The sequence below is a fragment of the Enterococcus sp. 6D12_DIV0197 genome, from assembly GCF_002174385.1.
GTDB classification, from domain to species: Bacteria; Bacillota; Bacilli; order Lactobacillales; family Enterococcaceae; genus Enterococcus_D; species Enterococcus_D casseliflavus.
This window is the reverse complement of record NZ_NIBN01000001.1, coordinates 465,138-488,156: the sequence shown is the minus strand read 5'-3', so window position 1 is coordinate 488,156 and position 23,019 is coordinate 465,138. Positions and strand designations below refer to the sequence as shown.

Here is a 23,019-nt window from a genome sequence, read left to right as displayed (position 1 = left end):
TCCTCTATGCTTGATCTGCTGCAAAACTACCGCCTTCACGCACTTCTTCTAAGCGAACGGACACGGTCTTCGACACTCCAGATTCTTGCATGGTCACACCATACAACACGTCTGCTGCCTCCATCGTTCCTTTGCGGTGAGTTACGACGATAAACTGTGTATCATTTTGGAAAGCACTCAAGTAATGACCGAAACGAGAGACATTGGCTTCATCCAATGCTGCTTCCACTTCGTCAAGCACACAAAACGGTACTGGACGAACTTGAATAATGGAAAACAATAACGCAATCGCAGTCAACGCCCGTTCGCCCCCTGATAGCAAGCTGAGGTTTTGCAATTTCTTGCCCGGTGGTTGGGCTTCGATCTCGATCCCAGTGTTCAATAAATCTTTCGGATCTGTTAAGACTAATTCCGCATGACCGCCGCCAAACATATTAGGAAATACTTGTTTGAATTGCAGACGGATCGCATCGAAGACTTCGCCGAAACGGGTTTTGACTTCTTCATCCATTTCAGACATCGTATCAAACAGCTGTGCTTTAGCCGACAGCAGATCGTCTCGCTGACTCGTCAAGAACAAATGCCGTTGATTGACTTGCTCATATTGTTCGATCGCATTTAAATTGACTGGACCAATTTGCTCGATCGCTTGTTTTAGTTCCTGAATGTCGACTTTGGCTTGTTCTGCATCCTCAATTTCAGGGAAATCTTGCGCTGCCTTTTCAAAGGTGAGATTGTATTCTTCTTGTAAATACAACAAACGATTATCCATCACCAATTCTGCGCGATTTTTTTCGATCTCAACTTCGGTTTTTTCTGACAGCTTTTCTTTTTGCGTTAAGTTTTCAGCACTCAGGGCTTCGTCTAATGCGCCGATTTCTTGTTGAACGACTTGACGTTGTTCACGAATCACCGTCAATTCCGCTGTTACCTGCTGCTTGGTTTTTGTGAAGGCTTCAATTCGCTGAAGAATGCTTTCTTCTGAAAACTCATGATCGCTGACGTTGCTTGTCAAGGCAGCTAACTGCCGTTCTAAGGAGAGTTGACGCGCTTCGTTTTCTTCTAATGCTTGATTCGTAGCGGCAATTTTTTGCTGCAAATGCGCCACTTGTTCTTTTTGAACTGCGAAAGCTGCCTGCAAGCGCGCACTTTCTTGTGCTAAGGTTTGGCGTTTTTCCTCGATCAAGTCTTCTTCGGCATTCATTTGATGAATATCTTGGTCGATTTTCGCCAATTGCGCTGCAATATTCTTTTGCTGTTCTTCCAAGCTCGTCTTCTTCTCATCATATTCCTCAAAGAAGGCTTGCACTTCGCGATGTTCAAAATCAAACACTTGCTGCTCTTGCTTCAAGCGGCTCAGGTCATTCTCAAGATTTTGTAAGCGGCTTTGCAGCTCATGCTCCGTCATGCGAGCCTGTTCTCCTTGCGTCCGCAATTCTTCTAGTGCTGCTTGTGCTTCTTTGGTCGCTGCTTCAAAATGCTGGACTTGCTTTTCCGTTTTTAAAAGCCGCTCATCCAGTTGCGCCGCTTGTGCCGTCAATTGTTGCAGCTCGTTGCTTTGACTAAACAAACTACCGGCATTTTTCTTCGTTGCGCCACCCGTCATGGAACCGCCAGCATTCATGACATCCCCTTCTAAGGAAACGACCCGATAGCTATAGTTCAATGCCCGCGCTAACGCATTGGCACTTTGCAAGTCTTCGGCAATCAAGATACTGCCTAACAAGTTATCCGTAATGGTTTGGACGTGTTCGGGCGACTGGACCAATTCGCTGGCAACGCCGATAAATCCAGACACTTGCTTGGCTTGATTGCGGGCATAATCTGGCAAATGACGGGCTTTGATGGTCGTCAGCGGTAGGAAGGTTGCACGACCCCCGCGATTTTCTTTCAAATACGTGATGGCTGCTCGCGCATCCCGCTCATTTTCAACGACGACATGCTGTGCAGCGGCGCCTAATGCGGTCTCGATCGCCACGGTATAGTCTTGCGGCACATCGATCAACTCCGCTACTGCGCCAACGATACCGCTGATCTGCTGTTTGTTTTTCAAAATCAAGCGAACGCCTTGATAAAAGCCGCTATAATTTTCTTGAATGTCTTGCAGACTGCGCTGTTTCGCTCGTACCTGCTGCACTTGACTCATTAACTGATACATTTTCTTTTGTTCTTCATCAAAGCGTTTTTTGTTGGTCTGAGCTTTTTCTTGAAGATGGATGTATTGCTTGCGTTGTTCTTCTAAAATCGCTTTAGCCTGCGTCAGCTGCTCTTCCACGATTTGCGCTTCCGTCGTCTTTTCTTTCAACGACGTATTCATTTGCGTCTGCTTGCTTAGCGCCGTTTGATTTTTCGCGGCTTCTTGTTGGTATTGCCGCTCCAAGTATTTCAATTCGTTTCCGATCGTTGCCTGCTCCTGCATGGCTTCGACATATTGGCTGCGCAATTCTTCAATGATTTCTTTTGCTGAACGTTGGTACTTTTCTTGCTCTTGCTGACACGCCAGCATCGCTGCTTCAACTTCCTGCACACTACGATTCTTTTGTGAAAGCAAGCCGATCAGTTCCGTTTTTTCTTCATTTAAAAGTGTGACCCGCTCAGTGACTTCCTCTAAAGTTTCTTGGTATTCGGCAGAGCTTTTTTGCGTATGCTTTGAACGTTCATCCAAGACTTCTTTTTGCCCTTCGGCTTGCTTCAGTCCTTCGGTGACCTCTAAAAGCTGCTGATTCAAACGCTCCAACGTTTCATCAAAAGCAGTACGTTGTTGCCGCAAAGAATGTAACGACAGTTCCCCTTGGTTGATCTTTTCGGAAATCTGCGCCAGTTCTTGGTTAAAGGTACTCAGTTGAGCTTTGGCTGTCTCCCACGCTTCTTTTGCTTTCGTGATCTCTAAGACCGCATAGGCCACATCGACCGTCGTCAATTTTTCTTTTAACGCTAAAAAGCGGTTGGCTGCTTCACTTTGGGCTGCCAGAGGCACCAACTGATCTTCTAGTTCATATATGATGTCTTGTAGACGGCTTAAATTGTCTTCAGTTTCAAACAATTTTTGCTCGGCTTTCTTTTTCCGCTGTTTGTATTTCAATACCCCCGCCGCTTCTTCAAAAATCCCACGACGGTCTTCTGGTTTGCTGCTGAAAATTGCTTCTACCTTGCCTTGGGAAATGATCGAAAATGATTCTTTCCCCAACCCAGAGTCCATAAACAGCTCTTGGATATCCTTTAAGCGGCAAGCTTGTTTATTTAAGAAAAAGTCGCTTTCGCCGGTTCTTCTCAAGCGGCGAGTCACGCTGATCTCACTGTAATCCATCGGCAAGTAATGATCGCTATTGTCTAAAATGATCGTCACTTCCGCTATATTTAGCGCTCTGCGGGTGTCAGAACCTGCAAAAATAACATCAGGCATTTTGCCACCACGTAGATTTTTGGCAGATTGTTCTCCTAAAACCCAACGAATCGCTTCGGTAATATTGCTCTTGCCGCTGCCATTTGGTCCGACGACTGCAGTCACTCGATGTTCGAAATCAATGACTGTGCGGTCGGCAAAGGATTTAAAGCCGGCAATCTCTATTCGTTTTAAATACACTCCGCCAGTCCTCTCTTACTGTTCAAGATCCGCCAAGGCATTCGCAGCGGCGTCCTGTTCTGATAATTTCTTCGATTTTCCTTGTCCTTTTCCGATCAAGGTATCATCGCAATAGACTTCCGTCCAAAAAATCCGTTCATGGGCGGGGCCTGCTTCTTTGATCAAACGATAATTGATGGAAACATCGCCGCCACGCTGCAAGACTTCTTGCAAGCGGGTCTTGTGATCCATCTCATGGGAAAAAGCACCTGCTTTTACTTTTGGAAAGACAACTTTCGTCAAAAAGCCGCTGACACTTTCCAGTCCTTGGTCCAAGTATAACGCACCTAAAAAGGCTTCAAATAGATCACAAAGCAAAGAAGGTCGTTTACGACCGCCAGAGTTTTCTTCCCCTTTGCCTAGACGAATGTATTCATCGAATCGGCAATCTTTAGCAAACATGGATAAACTGTCTTCGCGAACGATTGCCGCCCGTAGCTTCGTCAGCTTACCTTCGGGCAGATCTGGCAATTCACGATACAAATACCGTGAAACGATCAACTCTAAGACAGCATCGCCCAAAAACTCTAAACGTTCGTTATCTGACAAGTGCAAGTTGCGGTGCTCATTCACATAAGATGAATGCGTAAACGCTTGTTCAAGCAGATCTACATCATGGAACACAATATCAAACTTTTCTTTTAGTTCTTTCGTTAATTGTGTATTCATTTGTCACATTCCTTCATTAGTTTATCGACACTTCCCTATTATACTGGTTTTTGCCGAATTATGAAATGTTTCCTCCAAATTCTTGGAAAGACTGTAATAAAATTTTATTTACTTAATCTTCTCCTGTATAAAAAAACCTGTTTTCCTCAGATACCCGCAAAAAAACAGAAAAAAAGACGTCCTGGAAAGGACGTCTTTTCATCGATCATTGATTAACGAGATTCAGCTGTAACTGAAATTGTTGCCCAAGGATTGTAATTCACATCATAAGCCCATGTGAAGTCTTTGACGCGATTTGATACAGGTAACACCGCACTACGGTAAAGTGTTGGGATAACAAACGCTTCATCAGCAGCATATTCTTGCCATGCATCAAATGCTTCTTTACGTTTTGCTTCGTCAAACGAATCTTTTGAATCGATTGCTTCTAGCAATTTCGTATTTTCTTCTGATTCAAAACGAGTGTAGTTGAACGCAGAGTTAGGTCCATACAAGCCCATTGGTGATGGGTCATAACCAGTATTCCAAGCACCTTGGTAAACATCAATCTCAGGATCATCATTTTCCAATTTGTCATAGAATGCTTGGAAGTCGATCAAGCGACCTGTTGTGTATTGTACATCAAGTCCGATTTCATTCCATTGTTGGATGTAGTAATCTGCTAATGGTTGTGCTGTTTCGCCACCTGACATTGAAGCAAAGTTAATGGTTAATTTCTCACCATTTTTGTCTTCACGCATACCGTCGCCATCGACATCTTTGTAGCCAGCATCATCAAGTAATTGATTTGCTTTGTCGATGTTTAAAGTATAACCTTCAACATCTGTATTGTGTAATGAGCCAAATACTGGTGGGATCAATGTCGTTGCATTTGTACGCAAGCCATTGTAGAAACGGCTTCCGACAGCATCATTATCTAATGCATAACCCATTGCTTGACGCAATGACTTGTCAGCCATTTTTGAATCAGGATTGTATTCAACTTTTCCTTCATCGGCATTCCATTTACCTAATTTGAAACCTAAATAAGTGTAAGCAGTATCTGTTCGGCCTAAGATTTGATAACCGTCAGTATCTTTATAAGTAGGATACGTATCTGTCGGCATTGATAAAGCCATATCATATTGTTTTGCGTTCATCGCTTCAACAATAGATGAAGTTGGAACTGCTTTAAATGATAATTTATCTAGTTTTGGCTTATCTCCATAATAGTATTCGTTTGGAACGTACTCTACGGATTCACCAGCTACGATATTTGACATTACATAAGGTCCGAAGACGATTGGATTTTTACGAACTTGATCGCTTGATTCCATATCTTTGACTTCGATTCCTTCAAAGGCGTGTTTTGGTAATGCTGAAGCCCAAATACCACCACCTGCTTGCATCATACCAGGGTGAACTTCTTTGTATTCAATTTTAACGACTTTGTCACTTTCTTTGGTGATACCAGAAATAGTATCAGCTTTACCATCATGGTAATCTTCCATACCAACAATGTTAGTAAAGTTACTATCATAACGAATACCAGTATAATCTTTGTTACCAATTACTTCGTAAGTGAAGATGATATCATCTGCCGTAACATCTTCGCCATCAGACCATTTCAGGTTGTCGCGTAAAGTAATTGTTGCTGTGTTGTTGTCTTCATCTAGCTCAAGGTTTGCAGCCCCACCGTCAACAATTTTGAAATCAGCGTCATTGACGAATAAACTTTCATTACTTGGCAACATAAATTGTGCATCATAGTTATCTTGATAAAATTCTGTTTGGAACAACCCTTGAAATTGCGTATCCATCACTACTGCAACATCCAAAGTACCACCTTCGATTGCCTCTGCATCATTGCTAACTTCGATTGGGAAGTTGCTTACATCTTCCGTATCGTTTGCTGCATTGCTGCCGCCACCAGAAGAATCGGTTCCGCCGCCGTTGCTGCCACAAGCTGCCAATGCTAACACTGACAAAAGAGTGACCATACCAAAAATATTTTTCTTCATCCTGTATCCTCCTTGTTTATCCTAGTCGTTGACGCGCATCCGCTGAACGCTTAAATGCTTGACCAACGTAATTGATACTCAACATCAAGACTAAAATTAGAATTGATGCGGGTAACCAGATCCACTGTCTGTTGACCAGCACATCACCGCTGCTGGCATATCCGATCAGTGTTCCCAAACTTGGAACATTGGTCGGCAGACCAAAACCTAAGAATGTTAGTGTCGTTTCAATACCGATATTCGCTGCAAAGTTCATTGTTAAGTTGGTGATGATCAATGAGCTAAGGTTCGGCATGATTTCGCGGAACATGATGACGAAGTCATTGGTTCCGAGGGTTTTCGATGCACTAACATAGTCGCGACGGCCTTCTGAAAGGGTCTTACTTCGGAAGAGCCTTGCTTTTCCGACCCAGTAAAAGGCACTCATGACCCATATAAAGGTCCAAACGTTATAACGAGGTACGATCGATACGATAACGATAATGATCAACATGATCGGTAAAATCATAACGAAGTCAACGATACGCATCAAAATGTTATCAATGATGCCACCATAGTAACCTGAGATGATCCCTAGTCCGACCCCAACGATCGACGTAATGATCGTGATTGAAAAACCAATCAAGATTGAGTTACGCGCACCGATGATCAATTGTCCCCAAACATCACGGCCACCTTCATCCGCCCCTAAAAGGTAGGTGCCGCCGTTTGGCGAAATCGCGCCAGGTACAGCGTATTTATCAAGGATGCTGACACGCATCACTTGTGATTGGTCGATAACTGCTGAGCCGATAAACACGAACAACAAAACTGCGACTAACAAAACTAATGAAAAGATCGCCATTTTATCTTTTAAGAATTCGCGAAAAATCATTTTTAATCCCATAGGCGGGATGCTCTCTTGTTTTAGTACTTTTTCTTTCTTTTCAGACACATTTATCCCCTCCTATTACTGGATTCTGATTCTTGGATCGACAATACTCATGATGATATCTGATAGCAGCGTACCGATCAAGGTCGCTAGTCCTAAGATCAATGTCAGTGAAGTGATCACGGCATAGTCCCGTTGGACGATACTATCGATAAACAGTTTTCCGACACCTGGGTAAGCGAAGATTTTCTCAATGACCACAGAACCTGCGATCAATGACGTGATCTCGTAGCCCATTTGTGATGCGATCGGCAACGATGCATTCCGGAAAACGTGACGTGAGAAGACTTTATTCGTTGGTACCCCTTTTGAACGAGCGGTACGAACGAAATCCAATGATTTCGAATCAATGACTTCACTTCGCAAGTATTGGATCGTCACTGCTGTTCCTAATAATGCAGAAGTGATCGCCGGTAATAGTAGGTGATACAAGCGACTCCAAAACTCAGCCATGCCGCTGACCCCCGGTGCAACGGAACCACCCGTTGGGAACCAAGCCAATCGGTAACCGAAGATGAACAATGCGATCAACGCAAAGATAAACAACGGTACGGCGAAACTGAAGAAGTTGTAAACAACGACGACTTTATCAAGCAATGAATTTTGGTAACGTCCTGCCCACATCCCTAAAGGAATGGCAATCACGTAAGTCAAAATGACCGTCAATAAAGATAACCACAATGTATTGCTGATACGTCCTGCTAATAACGTTGAAACAGGTAATTTAAAGATGAAACTTTGACCAAAGTCCCCTTTTAAGGCATTTCCGATCCAACGGAAATACTGGGTATACCATGGGTCATTCAAACCAGCGGCTTCACGCATCCGCTCAATAACAGCTGGATCTTGGTTTGGATTGATCAAACCAGTAAATGGATCCCCAGGCATTGCTTGTGCGATCAAGAAAATCAAGATACTCAAAATAATGACTTGCGGGATCATCAACAACAAACGACGTAGAATTGTTTTCCACATTATTCAGCACCCCCGTTTTTCAATGCGACTTGGTGCGACTCGGTGATTTTACGCAAGTCATACACTCTGCCAGTTTCGTCGTAGTAATCTTTTTGATGGGTCACATATTCCAACTCGACCTTGCGGCGGTTTTCTTTGTGAGCATCGCGATTTTTTACGTCGATTTGAGGAATCGCTGATAATAAACGTTTTGTATAGATGTGACGCGGGTCTTGATAGATGTCTTCCCGTGTCCCGATCTCAACGAAGCGGCCTTTGTACATGATGGCGATATTGTCACACATGTGTTTTACGACCCCTAAGTCATGAGAGATGAATAAGAAACTTAAGCCAAATTCTTGCTGGATCCGTTTCATAAAGTTCAGTACCTGCGCTTGAACGGATAAGTCAAGGGCTGAAACCGGCTCATCGGCGACGATCAGTTTGGGATTGGATGCTACCGCGCGGGCAACCCCTAACCGCTGACGTTGGCCACCAGAGAACTCGTGAGGATATTTGTATAGGGCATCTTCTGGCATCCCAACGATATCCAGAAGGCTTTTCACTCGTTTTTTCTCTTCTTGATCGCTTAAGCGTTCAAAGTTGCGTAATGGTTCGGCGATAATGTCTACCACGCGTTTTTTAGGATTCAAGCTGGACATTGAATCTTGGAAAATCATTTGGACATCTTTGTTGTAGTTCATTTTTTTGCGGACGGAACGTTTGGTCACGTCTTGCCCGTCATAAATGATTTCGCCACTGGTGATTTTTTCTAATCCAACGATGGCTTTCCCCGTCGTGGATTTACCAGAACCAGACTCACCAACCAATCCGTAGGTTTTTCCTTTTTCTATGATGAAGTCCACACCGTCAACGGCATACACATGGTCCATGACGCGGTTGAAAAATCCGCTGCGAATAGGATAGTGGACTTTCAGATCTTTAATTGTAATTAATTCTGTCATCTACACTTCTCCTTCTTCGTCTCTAAAATGAAAATGCTTGTAGCATGTGCAACGGACCAAATGATCAGGTGCTACTTCATGCAAGACTGGGTTTGCTTCGTGGTCGCTTTCAGGAATCCAAGGAATCCGTGCGGCAAACCGACAACCCGTCCGTGGCATATTTTTCAATGAAGGAACTACGCCTTCGATCACGTGCAGTTCACTGTCTTGTGAATTTTCTTGAGGGATCGAGTTGAGCAATGAGCGGGTGTATGGATGTTTCGGATTGGCAAACAACTCTTCGGCTGTTGCGACTTCCACAAACTGTCCCCCGTACATTACGGCTACTCGGTCGGCCATCTCTGCTACGACACCTAAATCGTGGGTGATCAAAATGATCCCCGTCTGTGTTTCTTCTTGCAAATCTTTTAGTAGATCAAGGATCTGTGCTTGGATCGTCACGTCCAACGCGGTCGTTGGTTCATCGGCAATAATGATTGGTGGTTTACAAGCAATCGCGATCGCAATGATGACCCGCTGACGCATCCCACCTGACAATTCATGAGGGTATTGACGTCCTACTCGCGGTGGATTCGGGATCCCCACTTGTTCTAATAATTCTAATGCTCGTGCTTGACGCTGTTCGGCGGTCATGTCCGTATGGTAGGATAACCCTTCTTTGATTTGATCTTCGATCCGCATCAAAGGATTCAGTGCAGACAATGGATCTTGGAAAATCATCCCAATATCATTTCCGCGAATTTTGTTGTACAGCGTTTCGTTTAAGTTTGACAAGTTTAAATCTTTATATAAGATTTCTCCGGTGATTTTCGTGTTGTTTGGGTCATGCAGCCCCATGATCGTTGTAGCTAACGTACTCTTGCCGCAACCAGATTCTCCTACGATCGCTAAGATCTCATTGCGATCCAGTGTAAAAGAAATACCATCTACTGCGTCATAGTAATCGTCTTTAATACGAAAACCTGTGTGAAGGTTTTGAACATCTAGTAATTGATTATCTCTGGACAATCGAATACCCCTCTCTACTTTCTAAGATGTCTTGCAATTTAATGTAAAAAAAGAAGGAACATGCATTTCATTTCCAAAAGCTTTCTTAACATTGTATAATATATTCTTAATAATTATATAGAAATGCCACCAATAATGCAAGTCCCAGAAAAGTTAATACACTGAATTTTCAGAAAATTTACATTATGCTTTCAACGCCGTCATGTCAGGTTTAACGACCGTTTTTTAGATTCCGCTACCAAAGAAAAGCCGCTCAAAATCACTGCGGATCAATTATGAGAAAGAAAGAGCTAAGTCATCTAGGACTTAGCTCTTATGTCTGTCTTAAGCAAGATGGCTTGAAATATAATCAACCGCTCCACCGACTGTTTCGATCTGCTCGGCATCTTCATCAGAAATCTCGGTACCAAATTCATCTTCTAGTTCAAGGACGAATTCCATCACACTGATCGAATCAGCGTTCAAGTCGTCTTTAATGCTCATCGTATCCGTTACGTTCTCTGCGTCAATTTCAAAATGATTGGCGATCACGACCGCAACTTTCTTGAATACTTCATCTCGTGTCAACTGGCTTCACCTCCACGCGTTTGCACAAAACATAGAATGGCTAACAAACATTGTACTGCTTTCTATGCTTTTTGTCTAGATATTTTTGCAATTTCATTACAATCATTGCATTATGATTGCGTTTCGTCTTTGTCAGTCGGCATTTCTTCAAAATGGGCGACCAATTGTGCCACGACATCTGTCGCTAACATCGTATGGATCTGCTTGATGGTGTACGCCACCGCTTCTGGTCCTGTCGCACCATGAGTTTTGATGACTGGTGCTTTCAACCCAAACAATACGGCACCGCCGTGTTTCGCATAATCCATTTCATTTTTCACTTTCCGCAACGCATCTTTTAATAATAATGCGCCTAATTTCCCTTTGGCACCAGAATCGAGAATCGATTGTTTCAACAGCGCCATCAAATTCAAGGCGGTTCCTTCGATCGATTTCAAAACAGCATTTCCAGTAAAGCCATCTGTCACGACGACGTCAGCTGCACCATCCAATAATTCCCGAGCCTCGACATTGCCGATAAAGTGGATCGTCGGGTCTTGCGAAAGCAGTTCAAAGGTTTTTTTCGTTAATTCACTGCCTTTGGTTTCTTCCGTTCCGTTATTTAACAAGCCGACCCGTGGTCGATTGATCCCGCGAACTTTTTGGGCATAAAAGGACCCTAAGACGGCATAGTTTGCCAAATGTTCTGGTTTATTGTCGGCATTGGCACCTAGATCCAGCATGTCAAAGCCAGCATCTTTGCCGATCACTGGCATCGTGGACATCAATCCGGGACGGTCGATCCCTTTGATCCGACCGACGATAAACAAACCAGCCGCTAATAAGGCCCCAGTATTTCCAGCTGAAAAAATCGCATCTGCCTCACCATTTTTGACCGCTTGTGCTGCCAAGACCATTGAGGCGGTTTTTTTTCGTCTGATCGCTTTGACAGGTTCATCATCACTATTGATTTTTTCATCCGTGTGGATAATGGTGACATTTTTATCATCCGTCATGTATTTTTTGATTTCATTTTCTTTTCCGTAAAGGAGGAATTCAATCTCTGGAAAGTCTTTTTTTGCCAGCATGACTCCTTCTACGATCGCTTTTGGGGCGTTGTCTCCGCCCATTGCATCAACAGCAATCCGCATCTCGCTGCCACTCCCTTCATTTTCCCAATCAGTATAGCATATTCTTTAATCAAAAAATTGTTTGTCTGCTTTTTTTGCTGCTAAATAGTTCGCCAATGCCGAAAATTCTGGCAACAGCTGCCAGCCATTTTTTTGCCAAAGCTGGGAAGCTTCGACTTGTGCCACTTCTAGAATATGGGCATCTGCGACCAAATCGGCAGCCGCAAACTCTGGCAAGCCCGATTGTCGATTGCCGAAGACTTCTCCTGGTCCTCGCAACTGCAAATCTTTTTCGCTGACAACAAAGCCGTTGGTGGTTTCTGTCATGATCTTCATTCGCTCGACCCCTGTCTCATTCTTCGGGTTTGCGATCAATATACAGTAAGAAGCATCGGCACCGCGCCCTACCCGTCCACGCAATTGATGAAGCTGGGCTAACCCGAAGCGATCGGCGTCAATGATCAGCATCACTGTCGCATTGGGGACATTGACCCCTACTTCGATGACCGTCGTGGAAACCAAGATCTGCAGTTGATTTTCTTTGAAAGCTTCCATGATGCTGTCTTTTTCTTGATTCTTCATTTTCCCATGCAGCATTCCCACTTGATAAGTAGGAGAAAAGTAACTTTGCAGCTGCTCATAAATCTCCGTGGCATTCTTGACATCCAGCATTTCGGATTCCTCGATCAAAGGACAGATGACATACATCTGATGCCCTTGTGCCAATTCTTTTTGCGCCCACTCTAAGATCGATTCAAACTGCGGCGGACGGACCCAGCGAGTCTCTACAGGAATCCGTCCTGCTGGCATTTCATCGATCACCGAAACATCCATTTCGCCATAAGCCGTGATCGCTAACGTACGAGGGATCGGCGTGGCGGTCATAAAGAGCACATCAGGCAGATAGCCTTTTTCCCGTAAGACTTTTCGCTGATTGACGCCAAAACGGTGTTGTTCATCGGTGATGACTAAGCCTAGATGTGCAAAATCCACCCCTTCTTGAATCAGCGCATGGGTCCCAACGATGATGTCGATCTCCCCAGCTGCTAATTGTTCTAAGATGACCCGCCGTTCTTTTGGTTTGGTCGAGCCTGTCAAAAGAGCGGTGGTCACTTCTAAGGGGTCAAAGAGCTGATTCAAGCTTTCTAGGTGCTGCTGAGCCAAAATCTCAGTCGGCACCATCAGTGCGCCCTGAAAGCCAGCCGTCATCGTGGCATAAAGGGCGATCGCCGCCACGACTGTTTTCCCGCTTCCTACGTCTCCTTGCAAGAGTCGCTGCATGTGCTGCGGACTTTTCAGGTCATGGCAGATTTCATTGGTCACGCGCTTTTGCGCATTCGTCAATTCAAAGGGCAGTTTACGAGTAAACTCTTTCAAGCGTTGCACATCATAATTGATCGCCAAGCCGTTTTTCTCGGCTTTTTCGCTTTTCTTCAGTCCTTGGATCTGCATTTGGAACAAAAAGAACTCTTCAAAAATCACCCGACGCTTCGCTTGATGACTCTCTTGCGGATCTTTAGGAAAGTGCATCGCAAACATCGCGGATTTCCGATCCAACAAGCGATATTTTTCAATCAATGACAAAGGCAAGATCTCTGTGATTTGATCACCAAAATCAAGGAATGCCTGTTTGATCAGTTCGATCAACACACTTTGACGCACGGCTTTATTGACATGATAAATGGGGGCAAAGTCTTCTGCGCTCTTGCTGCCGAGAATTTTCATCCCCGTCAGTCCTTTGCGTTTGGCGTCCCATTTGCCATAGACGGCGATCTCTTCTGAAACCTCTACTTTATCCTTCAAATAAGGCTGATTGAAAAAGGAGACATTAAAGACATCGTGGTCTTGCATCATGCGAAATTGCAACCGACTTTTTTTATAGCCAAAGCGATTGACGACCGGCGGGGAAACGACGATCCCTTTGATCGTTACTTTTTCTTGGTCTTGAATCTCCGCTAATTGCCGTTCTTGAATGTCTTCATAACGAAACGGATAATACTTCAGCAGGTCTTCAATGGTTTCGATCCCTAAACTCGCCAAGTCTTGGGCGCGTTTTTCTCCGACACCCTTTAATACCGTAAGTGGCTGATTCAGCATAGGTACCCTCCTTTTCCAAAGTAATTTTATTTATTGCAGAGATTCCTGCATTCATAGAAAAAGACGGAGCCAAAAATCATCTACGATTTTTGCCCCCGCCGCCTAATTTGTTTATTCTGCTGAGAAAAGATACGGATAAACTGGCTGATCGCCTTGATGGATCTCTACTTCGATCTCAGGATGCAGCTCAACGATCGCTTCTTCAATTTTCGCTGCTTCTTTGGCTTTGCCTTCTTCACCGATAATGATGGTGACGATCTCAGTATCTTCTGTGATCATTTTTTCTAAGGTAGTCATGGAAGCAGAGAAACGATCCGGAACAGAAACAACGATTTTTCCGTCGACCATTCCTAAGAAGTCGCCTTCTGTAATTTCGATGCCATCAATTGATGTATTACGGATCGCATGAGTCACTGATCCGCTGACAACACTTGCTAAGACATCGGTCATAGCTTGCTGATTTTCAGCTAGTGTGGATTGCTCGTGGAATGCCAGCATCGCTGTCATCCCTTGTGAGATCGTCCGTGTTTCAACAACCGCTACTGGAATCTCGGAAACTTCCGCTGCTTGCTGTGCAGCCATAAAGATATTTTTGTTATTTGGTAGAACGATCACTTGGTCGGCATTAACTTCATTGATCGCCAACAAAATGTCTTCCGTACTTGGGTTCATCGTTTGGCCGCCACTGATGACATATGAAGCACCCAGGCTAGTGAACAATTCTTTCAAGCCTTCGCCAGCCGCGATCGCGATGATCGCAAATGGTGTCCGTGGACGTTTCACTGGTGCAGGTTTTGCACCTTGCTGGTCGTGTTCCAAAATCGTTTCATGCTGAAGACGCATGTTGTCGACTTTGATTTTCACCAATGAGCCGAATTTTTGACCATAATTCATGACTTCGCCAGGATGTTCCGTATGGACATGGACTTTGATGATCTCATCGTCGTTGACCACTAATAAGGAATCCCCTAACTCATTTAAGTAATTACGGAATGTTTCATAATCAAATTCACTATCTACAGTCGGACCTTCACCGATCTTCACCATGATTTCTGTACAGTAACCAAAGGTGATATCTTCTGTCGCTAAGTGTCCTTGAACGCTGCGATGATGTTCGGCATTGACCATTTCATCCATAGCCGCTGGGGAAGGTTCGAAGATTTCATCGGCTGGGTATTCACCCGTCAACGCATTTAAGAAGCCTTCATAAATGAACAACAATCCTTGACCGCCGCTATCTACCACGCCGACTTCTTTTAAGACGGGCAATAGATCTGGGGTTTTCGCCAATGAACGTTTTGCACCGTGAACCACGGCTTTCATCACTTCGATACAATCATCGGTAGTTTGTGCTTTTTTCTCGCCATATTCAGCTGCGATGCGTGCCACAGTCAAGATGGTTCCTTCCACAGGTTTCATGACTGCTTTATAGGCGGTTTCTACTCCATGAGTAAAGGCTTGAGCCAATTCTGGTGCAGTAAGTGTTTCTGCGGTCGGGATAGCTTTAGAAAAACCGCGGAATAATTGAGATAAAATGACGCCAGAATTCCCACGTGCGCCCATCAATAGTCCTTTTGAAAGTGTAGCGGCAAGATCGCCGACGTTTTCTGAAGTCGCATCTGCGACCGCTTTTGCTCCACTGGTCATGGATAGATTCATGTTTGTCCCAGTGTCTCCATCTGGAACAGGAAACACATTCAATGAGTTGACAAACTCTGCATTAACTTGTAGACGAGCCGCGCCTGCCTGCACCATTTCTTGAAACTGACTTGCGCTGATATTCGTTACCTTCACTTAGATAGTCCTCCTTAAAATCATCCGCCATGAACGGATCCCTTGCCTAATCTGGCAGTACACGTACGCCTTGAACAAATACATTCACCGAGTTCGCAGATACACCTAGCATCGTTTCTAAGTTGTATTTCACTTTTTCCTGCACGTTGCGGGAAACTTCGGAAATTTTTGTTCCATAGCTGACGATCGTGTATACATCCACTGCAATGCCGTTTTCTTCTTGGCGGACAACGACACCGCGAGAATAATTTTCTTTTCGTAAAATTTCATTGATGTTATCTTTGATTTGTTTCTTGCTAGCCATACCAACAATGCCGAACACATCTGTTGCTGCGCCTCCGACCACTGTTGCAATGACTTCATTGCTGATTTCAATAATACCTGATGAGGTTTGAATTTTTACAGCCATTTTATAGCCTCCTTCAATGGGCATGACCCATCTTTCTTCTTACATATTTTATCATAGCTGTACCGCAAATAAAAGGATGAGACATATGAAAAGGGGCTTTCTGACCAAACGTCTTGCATTTCGACCTTGTTTAATTTACAATGTTTACCGGGAAAAGTCAATGTTTCTTGAAAATTACTCTTGCTTTTTTCACCTTTCTGTGATAAATTCAGATGGTATGAGCTGAAATAGCGCTCCAACATCAAGGCAAAGGAGGAAATAACCACATGGCTAAAGTTTGTTACTTTACTGGACGTAAAACTACAAGTGGAAACAATCGTTCTCACGCAATGAATGCGACAAAACGTACTGTGAAACCTAACTTGCAAAAAGTTCGCGTTATGATTGACGGAAAACCTAAAAAAGTTTGGGTGTCAACTCGTGCTTTGAAATCTGGAAAAGTTGAGCGCGTATAATTAGACCTTTTCGGCCGTTCGTTTTGAACGGCTTTTTTTGTACCCTTTTTTCTTTGGTGCGCTTTCACTTAGGTTTTCATTAAAGAAAACAGGTCTTTGTTTTTTTAATCGATTCACCTGTGGTAAACTAAGAAAAAATTGATAAAGAACAGGTGACTTCTTGTGACGAAAATAAAAACATTTGCCAAACAACATTGGCCTTATATGCTTGCTAGTTTCTTCTTGCCGTTTCTTATCATGGCAGTGATCTATTTGACCATCGGCATCTACCCTGGCAGCAGCCGCAGTGTCTTAGCCAGTGATGCCTTTTCGCAATTCTCAAACTTTCATGCCAGCTTTCGCAATATGCTCTTAGGCAAGCAAAGTATCTTTTATACATGGAATGCCTCTTTAGGCTTGAATTATCTGGCACTGATCTCCTATTACTTAGGCGGGATCTTCACTCCTCTGGTCTGGTTTTTCCCAAATCAGCTGATGCCAGATGCGTTGTACTTCTTGACCTTGATCAAGATCGGCAGTGCGGGCTTGGCGTTTTGGTTTTATGCCAGCCAAACCTTTAAGATCCAACGTTGGCAGCATGTGACCTTAGCCGTCTGTTATGCCTTGATGTCCTTCATCACCGCCCATTCGGAACTGATCATGTGGCTTGATGCCATGATCTATCTACCGCTAGTGATTTTAGGTATTGACCGTTTAGTGAAAAAGAAAAAACCAGTCGTGTTATTTATCAGTTATCTGCTGTTATTTTTATCCAGTTTTTACATGGGCTTTATGATCGGTCTCTTTTCCGTGATGTATTTCTTGGTTCAGTTGGGTCGCAACTGGAAGCAAGCTCGGGGGGCGATCATCCCTTACGGCATCACCTCCTTGTTAGCTGGCGGCGCCTCAATGGTGATCATCTTACCTGCCTTATTGGATTTACGCTCAAACGGGGAAGAATTGACGACGATATCTTCCTTTAAAACCGAAGCCACCGATGTCTTTGACCTTGTGATGAAAAACATGATCGGTGTTTACGATACGACAAAATACGGCTCCATTCCCTTCATCTATATCGGGTTATTGCCGCTGCTGTTGTGTATTTTATATTTTGTTTCGAAGAAAATTCGCTTGAAGGATAAATTCTTATACGCTGGCATGTTTGCTGTTTTGATCGCCAGTTTTTATATCGTGCCGATGAATCTTTTTTGGCACGGGATGCATGCCCCAAATATGTTCCTTTTCCGTTATGCCTATTTGTTCTCCTTCTTAGTGATCATGCTGGCGGGATACGGGTGGGAGCAGCTGCAGCAAAAAGAGCGCGGATTGTTTCTCATTATTGGTCTTTCTACGATCGTGGTGTTTGCTCTCTCCTACGCATTGAAAGGACCTGGAACCTATGAATATGTTTCCGCTACTTCTTTTGCGCTAACGATCGTATTCTTTGTTCTTTACTTGTTATGTATTGGGTTCGGGCAATTAGGTCTTTTAACACAAAAACGAGTGACGATCTTGATGCTGATCTTCGTCTGCGGAGAAATGGCCGTCAATACGAGCGGCATGGTTCGCGGAATTTTGAATGATTGGAACTATGCTTCTCGTAGTTTGTATACAGAACCTTATCCGGACATCAAAAAACTAGTCACTCAAGCCAACGAAGACAATGATACCTTTTTCCGATTAGAAAACCTTGATCCTGTTTCTTCCAACGACAGTATCAATTATGGCTACAGCGGTGTCAGCATGTTTTCTTCGATCCGTAACCGCAATTCCTCAAGCTACCTGGATAAGCTGGGCTTTCGGTCCCGCGGCACCAATTTAAATATCCGCTATCCGAATAATACCTTGCTGATGGATGCTTTTACAGGGATCAAATACAATATCTCCAAGCCAAATCTCACCAAATACGGCTTTCAACGTGTGGGGGAATCTGGTGAATACAAGCTTTATGAGAATCAAAATGCGTTACCGCTAGGTTTCTTGGCTGAACCGACCATTGAATCGATTGAACAGCCGCAAAATGACAACTTGACGAGCCAGAAAAATCTTTTCAATGGCTTGGCCGATTTAAATTTAGAGTATTTTGCCTTTCAGCCGATCACGGTGATCCATAGTAAAAATACAGATATCACCAATGACGGCATGTATATGAAATTTACCGAGCAAGAAAGCAATGTCGCAAAAGAAGTGACTTGGCAAGTGGAGGTTCCAGCGAACTCGCAAGCATACTTGAGTCTTTTCCCTGCCAACTTTGGGGAATTGGAAAGCTCATCTGCCACCGTGACAGTCAACGGTCAGCAGCGAGAAACGCAAATCAGTATCAACGGTCAATACTACGACTTAGGGCACTATGAGACCGATACGACGGTTCAATTCACCGTCAGCTTCTACGGAACGCCTGAAATCTCCTTCCAAAACCCGCAAGTCGTGACCTTGGATACCAACGCCTACCAACAAGCAATTGATGCGATCCAAGATCGAGGGGTCGCTATGACGGTCGGCAAACGCAGTGCCAAAGCCGATATCACGACTGAAAAAGAGCAGCAGCTTGTAACGACCATCCCTTATGACAAGGGCTGGACTGCTACGCTTGACGGCAAAGAAGTTCCAATCACTGCTTTTCAAGACGGCTTTATCAGTGTGACGATCCCAAGTGGCACCCATCACTTGGAACTGTCCTTCTTGCCGCAAGGCTTTGTTATCGGTGTTTGCTTGTTCTTCGGCTGCATCGCATTGTTTATCCTGTTTGCTTGGTTTTACCAGAAACAAGTAGCCAAAAAGCAAGTTTTAGACGACCAACGTCAACTCATGGATCAACCACCAGAAACCTAATCGAAAAAGAACCAACTCGTCTTTTTGAGGCGCTCCCCATAAGTTAGAGCAAACGCTGACTTATGGGTGTCGCTCAATGATCGGTGAGTTTGGTTCTTTTTTTGTGCTGGCGTTCCGCAGTTGTTCGCTCTAGTGGCCTTAGCCTCCACTACCGACTAGGTTCCCTTCGATGCGGGGCCAAATGCCTAGCCCGTTAGCCCTTAGAGCGTTTAGCGAAACATAAGATAACTGTTAGGTTCTTCCGCATTTTTCTTGATGGAGTGCAACGATCGCTCCCATAAGTTAACCATTTTGGTTTGTTTCAAGACGCGAAAGATTGAAAGCCCTTGGTCGATTTTCAACAGTCCTTTTTCTTGATCGCCATAAATATACCAGTACCACCCTTGATAGCAAAGAAGATGCGTGCTGTTTAGCATATCTCCGCGATCTGCCAATAATTCCTCTGCAATGGTCAACACCTCTTTTGCCCACTCCAGGCGGCGAAAATTGACAAACGTCGTAAAACAACTAAAAATCAAATCCATTTGTATTTCTCGCATCAAGGACAAGCCTTGTTCTTTTTTGGTGCGGGAAATAGCGATCTGCAGTAAGTGATAGGAGGTTTCGACTGGAAACAAGAATTGAAAATACCGAAACAGCAAAATCTCATAAACGCCCCAGTTGTCTACTTTCGTAAGGTAGGAAATGACGGGGCGAGTTTTGGTGCGCAGCTTTTCCATATAGTCACCAGAAGAGTGATTGGGTTTAGGACCTGATAGATTGATTTCATGTATCTCCTTTGTGATCTCAAGGTAAAGAAAAACAAAAGAATGCTGTTTGGAAGCGGCGATCAGTTCGCTGCGCATTTCCTCCAACCCTTCTTTGCTTCGCTGGGCGTGGGCGTTACTCAAGAAAGCTTCTTTGTTGATCCCTAAAATTCGATCCAGTAAATCCATAAATTCGCTCGTCATATAGCTGGGGAAGCTCATCAGGTTGTCGTGACTTTTTATGCCTTTTTGCTGCGCACGTAAATAATAAAACTCCTCTACCGTAACATGGATATTTTCTAATAAGCGTTCCAATCGATGAATACTGATACTTGAAGCACCTTGCTCAAATTTACTGATAAACGAGCGACTGTTTTGTTCATCCGCCACTTGAGCGATCGTATAGCCGCGCTCTTTGCGCAATTGTCGGTACAGTTTTCCTTCTTCCATAACCATCCTCCTAGCGATCAGTCTGCAAACGCCAAACCAAACTTGCTTTACGAATGAAGCTCTGCCATTAAATGCTACTATTTTAGATTCAAATCTAGATTCAAATTTAGATTCAACCTTATAAAATGTTGAGGAACAAAATCTACGGTACCCTATTTACATGCCACTCTTTTAGCTGTTAGCCACTCGTGACAGTAACCTCTGGTACGCTCCTGGTACATTTTAATTCCACTATAGTGGAATATTTTCTTCTCTTAGTATAAAGCATCCTATACTGATTTTACAACGTAGAACGTGAAAGGATGATTTCGATGAAAGAATATCAACAAAACAAAGGCTATCGTGCCTTAGTCAACGCCGCCTTACTCAGCGGCATCGGCATGAGTTTATTTAATATCGTCTTTGTAGTTTATGCCAGTACATTACCCTTTAATGCCCTTGCTGTTTCCTTAGCCTCCATGGCACTGTTAGTCCCTGATCTCTTACGGATCCTGACTGGCTATCTAGCCGATCGTACCAGAAACAAAGTGCAATGGATGATCAGCAGTCGACTATTACAAGGAGTCCTTTTTGTAGCACTCGCTTTTTTGATCCAACTGCCGCCTAGTTTATGGTCTTTCTTCCTTTTGCTAGGCATCAACATTGTATCTGATTGTTTGGGCGCTTATTGTTCTGGGTTGCAGCTGCCCTATGTTCGCCGTCTTGTGCCTGCTGACGCCTTAGACAGTGCCATGGGCTTTCAAATGGCGTGTCAAACCACCGTTCAAATCGTCTTTCAAGGGATCGGTGCTTGGGGGATCATTTTACTGAATAATAATTTTGCCGCTTTTGGTTTGATCAATGCCGTGACGTTTTTCTTAGCCGCCATCGTGATCTTCTGGAACCGCTCGCTCTTTTATGCGGTGCCAGGGAAAATCAATCAAGCACCAACACCACTCTTTCAGAATTTCTCGGAAACCTTTAAATTATTGACTGGTACAGCTTTTCTTAAAAAGATGATCCTCTTTGCCTTACTGATCAATACCTTAGCTGCTAGCACGAGCGGTCTACTAAATCTCCAGCTGTTGGATGACCTTGCGCTTTGGTTTGCCACTTATGGCAACACCGTTGCGATGGCAGGCATCGCAACTTCCATCGGCATGGTCGCTGGCGCCTTGTTTGCTGCCGACTGGTTCAAGAATACTGGTCTGGTTCGCTTGATTGCGTATACCTCCTTCGTTTTATGTCTATTGACCTTGAATTTTCTCTTTCTGCATAACCGTTGGCTTATGATTGCGCTGCTCTTTGCTGAAGGCTATCTGATTGGAAAAATCAATCCTCGCTTTTCGGCACATCTGATTCGTGAGATCGATGAAGAACATCTCGCCATCAGCAGCGGGATCTTTTCCACCATTGTGATGCTAGGGGGGCCCGTCGGACAAATGGTCTTTTTAGGCATCGGCAATCGCTATCACGTGGCTTGGAGCTGGCTGCTTTACTTGCTTTTTGCATTTTTAGTAGCGATCGCTGCCTTAGTCGCTGCCAGTACCTTAGAAAAAACACCCCCCACTGCTGCGCCTAAGAAGGCAGCGGAAAGGACTGAGAATTGGCAAGAAACCACCCCTGTTTTGCCTGAGAAATAATAAAAACACAAGCTTTCGCTTTCTCTTGTTGGATAAGAGCAGCGAAGCTTGTGTTTTTCCTTATTCATAGGCAACGTGAACCAAATACAATCCTTCTGGATGAGCTGTGGGTCCTGCCGCATTTCGGTCTTTTTGCGCAATGATTGCAGGAATACTGTCAGGTGCGAGGCGTCCATTGCCGATTTTCAGCAATGTGCCCACCATGATCCGAATCATCTTATACAAAAATCCATCGCCGCGAAAGGTGAAAATCAACTCATCTCCAGCGTCATTGACTGCCATGGATGCTTCATGGACCGTCCGTGTTTTGTCATCAACGGAACTGCCCGTCGCACAAAAACTGGTAAAGTCATGGGTGCCTAAAAAATCTGGCAACGCTCGTTGGATTTTTTCCAAATCTAGCGGATACGGATAATAGCTGGCATAATGACGGCGGAAAGGACTGCGAGGTTTCCCAATGTCCACTCGAAACTGGTAGGTTTTTTCAACGACTAAGTAGCGGGCATGGAAGGTATCGTCAACGATCTCCACCGATTTTACCGCAACATCTTCTGGCGTTTGGGTATCTAAACCAAAGCGCATTTTTTCCAGGGGGCGCTTTTGAGGGAAATCGAAGTGGATCACTTGCCCTTGCGCATGGACACCCGCATCGGTGCGGCCAGAGCCATGAATCTGAATCGGCTGCCCATTGTTCATCTTCGTTAATGTCTTCTCAATCTCTTCTTGAACCGTTCGTCCATTGGGTTGACGCTGAAATCCTTGAAAATTCGTGCCATCATAAGCGATCGTCGCTTTATAGCGGACCATTGA

At 44.2% G+C, this 23,019-nt stretch carries 17 protein-coding genes; 3 read left to right on the top strand and 14 right to left on the bottom strand.

Annotation, left to right across the window (positions count from 1 at the left end; all coding sequences use genetic code 11):
* Nucleotides 1-4 precede the first annotated feature (4 nt).
* The 12 genes from smc to A5867_RS02345 form a co-directional block, all read right to left on the bottom strand.
* Nucleotides 5-3,583, bottom strand: coding sequence for a chromosome segregation protein SMC (gene smc, locus A5867_RS02405; protein WP_087626785.1), 3,579 nt, complete (start codon nt 3,581-3,583; stop codon nt 5-7).
* Nucleotides 3,584-3,598: 15 nt separating this feature from the next.
* On the bottom strand, nt 3,599-4,291 hold the full coding sequence (rnc, locus tag A5867_RS02400; protein WP_005227136.1) for a ribonuclease III: 693 nt from the start codon (nt 4,289-4,291) through the stop codon (nt 3,599-3,601).
* Nucleotides 4,292-4,503: 212 nt separating this feature from the next.
* Nucleotides 4,504-6,291 carry an oligopeptide ABC transporter substrate-binding protein gene (locus tag A5867_RS02390; protein WP_087626784.1) on the bottom strand — a complete coding sequence of 596 codons (1,788 nt, stop codon included), beginning with the start codon at nt 6,289-6,291 and terminating at the stop codon, nt 4,504-4,506.
* Nucleotides 6,292-6,307: 16 nt separating this feature from the next.
* On the bottom strand, nt 6,308-7,225 hold the full coding sequence (locus A5867_RS02385) for an ABC transporter permease (protein WP_005227133.1): 918 nt from the start codon (nt 7,223-7,225) through the stop codon (nt 6,308-6,310).
* 15 nt (nt 7,226-7,240) lie between these two features.
* Nucleotides 7,241-8,197, bottom strand: coding sequence for an oligopeptide ABC transporter permease (gene opp4B / locus A5867_RS02380; RefSeq protein WP_005227132.1), 957 nt, complete (start codon nt 8,195-8,197; stop codon nt 7,241-7,243).
* Nucleotides 8,197-9,141, bottom strand: coding sequence for an ATP-binding cassette domain-containing protein (locus A5867_RS02375; protein ID WP_087626783.1), 945 nt, complete (start codon nt 9,139-9,141; stop codon nt 8,197-8,199). Before A5867_RS02375 ends, opp4B begins: the two co-directional genes overlap by 1 nt.
* The gene (locus A5867_RS02370) at nt 9,142-10,149 is read right to left on the bottom strand and encodes an ABC transporter ATP-binding protein (RefSeq protein WP_005227130.1); all 1,008 of its coding nucleotides are present in this window, start codon (nt 10,147-10,149) and stop codon (nt 9,142-9,144) included. It lies immediately after the preceding gene.
* 324 nt (nt 10,150-10,473) lie between these two features.
* Nucleotides 10,474-10,716 (bottom strand): acyl carrier protein, encoded by a 243-nt coding sequence (gene acpP, locus A5867_RS02365; protein ID WP_005227129.1) that lies wholly within the window; start codon nt 10,714-10,716, stop codon nt 10,474-10,476.
* 110 nt (nt 10,717-10,826) lie between these two features.
* The gene (gene plsX, locus A5867_RS02360; RefSeq protein WP_087626782.1) at nt 10,827-11,846 is read right to left on the bottom strand and encodes a phosphate acyltransferase PlsX; all 1,020 of its coding nucleotides are present in this window, start codon (nt 11,844-11,846) and stop codon (nt 10,827-10,829) included.
* 45 nt (nt 11,847-11,891) lie between these two features.
* Nucleotides 11,892-13,922 carry an ATP-dependent DNA helicase RecG gene (gene recG / locus A5867_RS02355; RefSeq protein WP_087626781.1) on the bottom strand — a complete coding sequence of 677 codons (2,031 nt, stop codon included), beginning with the start codon at nt 13,920-13,922 and terminating at the stop codon, nt 11,892-11,894.
* Between the two features lie 111 nt (nt 13,923-14,033).
* Nucleotides 14,034-15,716 carry a DAK2 domain-containing protein gene (locus tag A5867_RS02350; RefSeq protein WP_005227126.1) on the bottom strand — a complete coding sequence of 561 codons (1,683 nt, stop codon included), beginning with the start codon at nt 15,714-15,716 and terminating at the stop codon, nt 14,034-14,036.
* Nucleotides 15,717-15,762: 46 nt separating this feature from the next.
* The gene (locus tag A5867_RS02345) at nt 15,763-16,125 is read right to left on the bottom strand and encodes an Asp23/Gls24 family envelope stress response protein (RefSeq protein ID WP_005227125.1); all 363 of its coding nucleotides are present in this window, start codon (nt 16,123-16,125) and stop codon (nt 15,763-15,765) included.
* Between the two features lie 266 nt (nt 16,126-16,391).
* Here A5867_RS02345 and rpmB point away from each other — a divergent pair, with 266 nt between their 5' ends.
* Nucleotides 16,392-16,580 (top strand): 50S ribosomal protein L28, encoded by a 189-nt coding sequence (rpmB, locus tag A5867_RS02335; RefSeq protein ID WP_003128045.1) that lies wholly within the window; start codon nt 16,392-16,394, stop codon nt 16,578-16,580.
* 162 nt (nt 16,581-16,742) lie between these two features.
* The gene (locus A5867_RS02325; protein ID WP_087626780.1) at nt 16,743-19,391 is read left to right on the top strand and encodes a YfhO family protein; all 2,649 of its coding nucleotides are present in this window, start codon (nt 16,743-16,745) and stop codon (nt 19,389-19,391) included.
* A gap of 209 nt (nt 19,392-19,600) precedes the next feature.
* On the opposite strand, the gene A5867_RS02320 is transcribed toward A5867_RS02325, so the two are convergent.
* The gene (locus A5867_RS02320; protein ID WP_074934444.1) at nt 19,601-20,587 is read right to left on the bottom strand and encodes an Rgg/GadR/MutR family transcriptional regulator; all 987 of its coding nucleotides are present in this window, start codon (nt 20,585-20,587) and stop codon (nt 19,601-19,603) included.
* A 311-nt stretch (nt 20,588-20,898) separates the two neighbouring features.
* Between A5867_RS02320 and A5867_RS02315 the strand changes: the two genes are divergently transcribed.
* On the top strand, nt 20,899-22,209 hold the full coding sequence (locus A5867_RS02315; protein WP_087626779.1) for an MFS transporter: 1,311 nt from the start codon (nt 20,899-20,901) through the stop codon (nt 22,207-22,209).
* A 60-nt stretch (nt 22,210-22,269) separates the two neighbouring features.
* Here the strand turns inward: A5867_RS02315 and truA are convergent, their stop codons facing one another.
* A complete protein-coding gene (truA, locus tag A5867_RS02310) occupies nt 22,270-23,016 on the bottom strand; it encodes a tRNA pseudouridine(38-40) synthase TruA (RefSeq protein ID WP_060791592.1) in 747 nt (248 codons plus the stop codon).
* Nucleotides 23,017-23,019 lie beyond the last annotated feature (3 nt).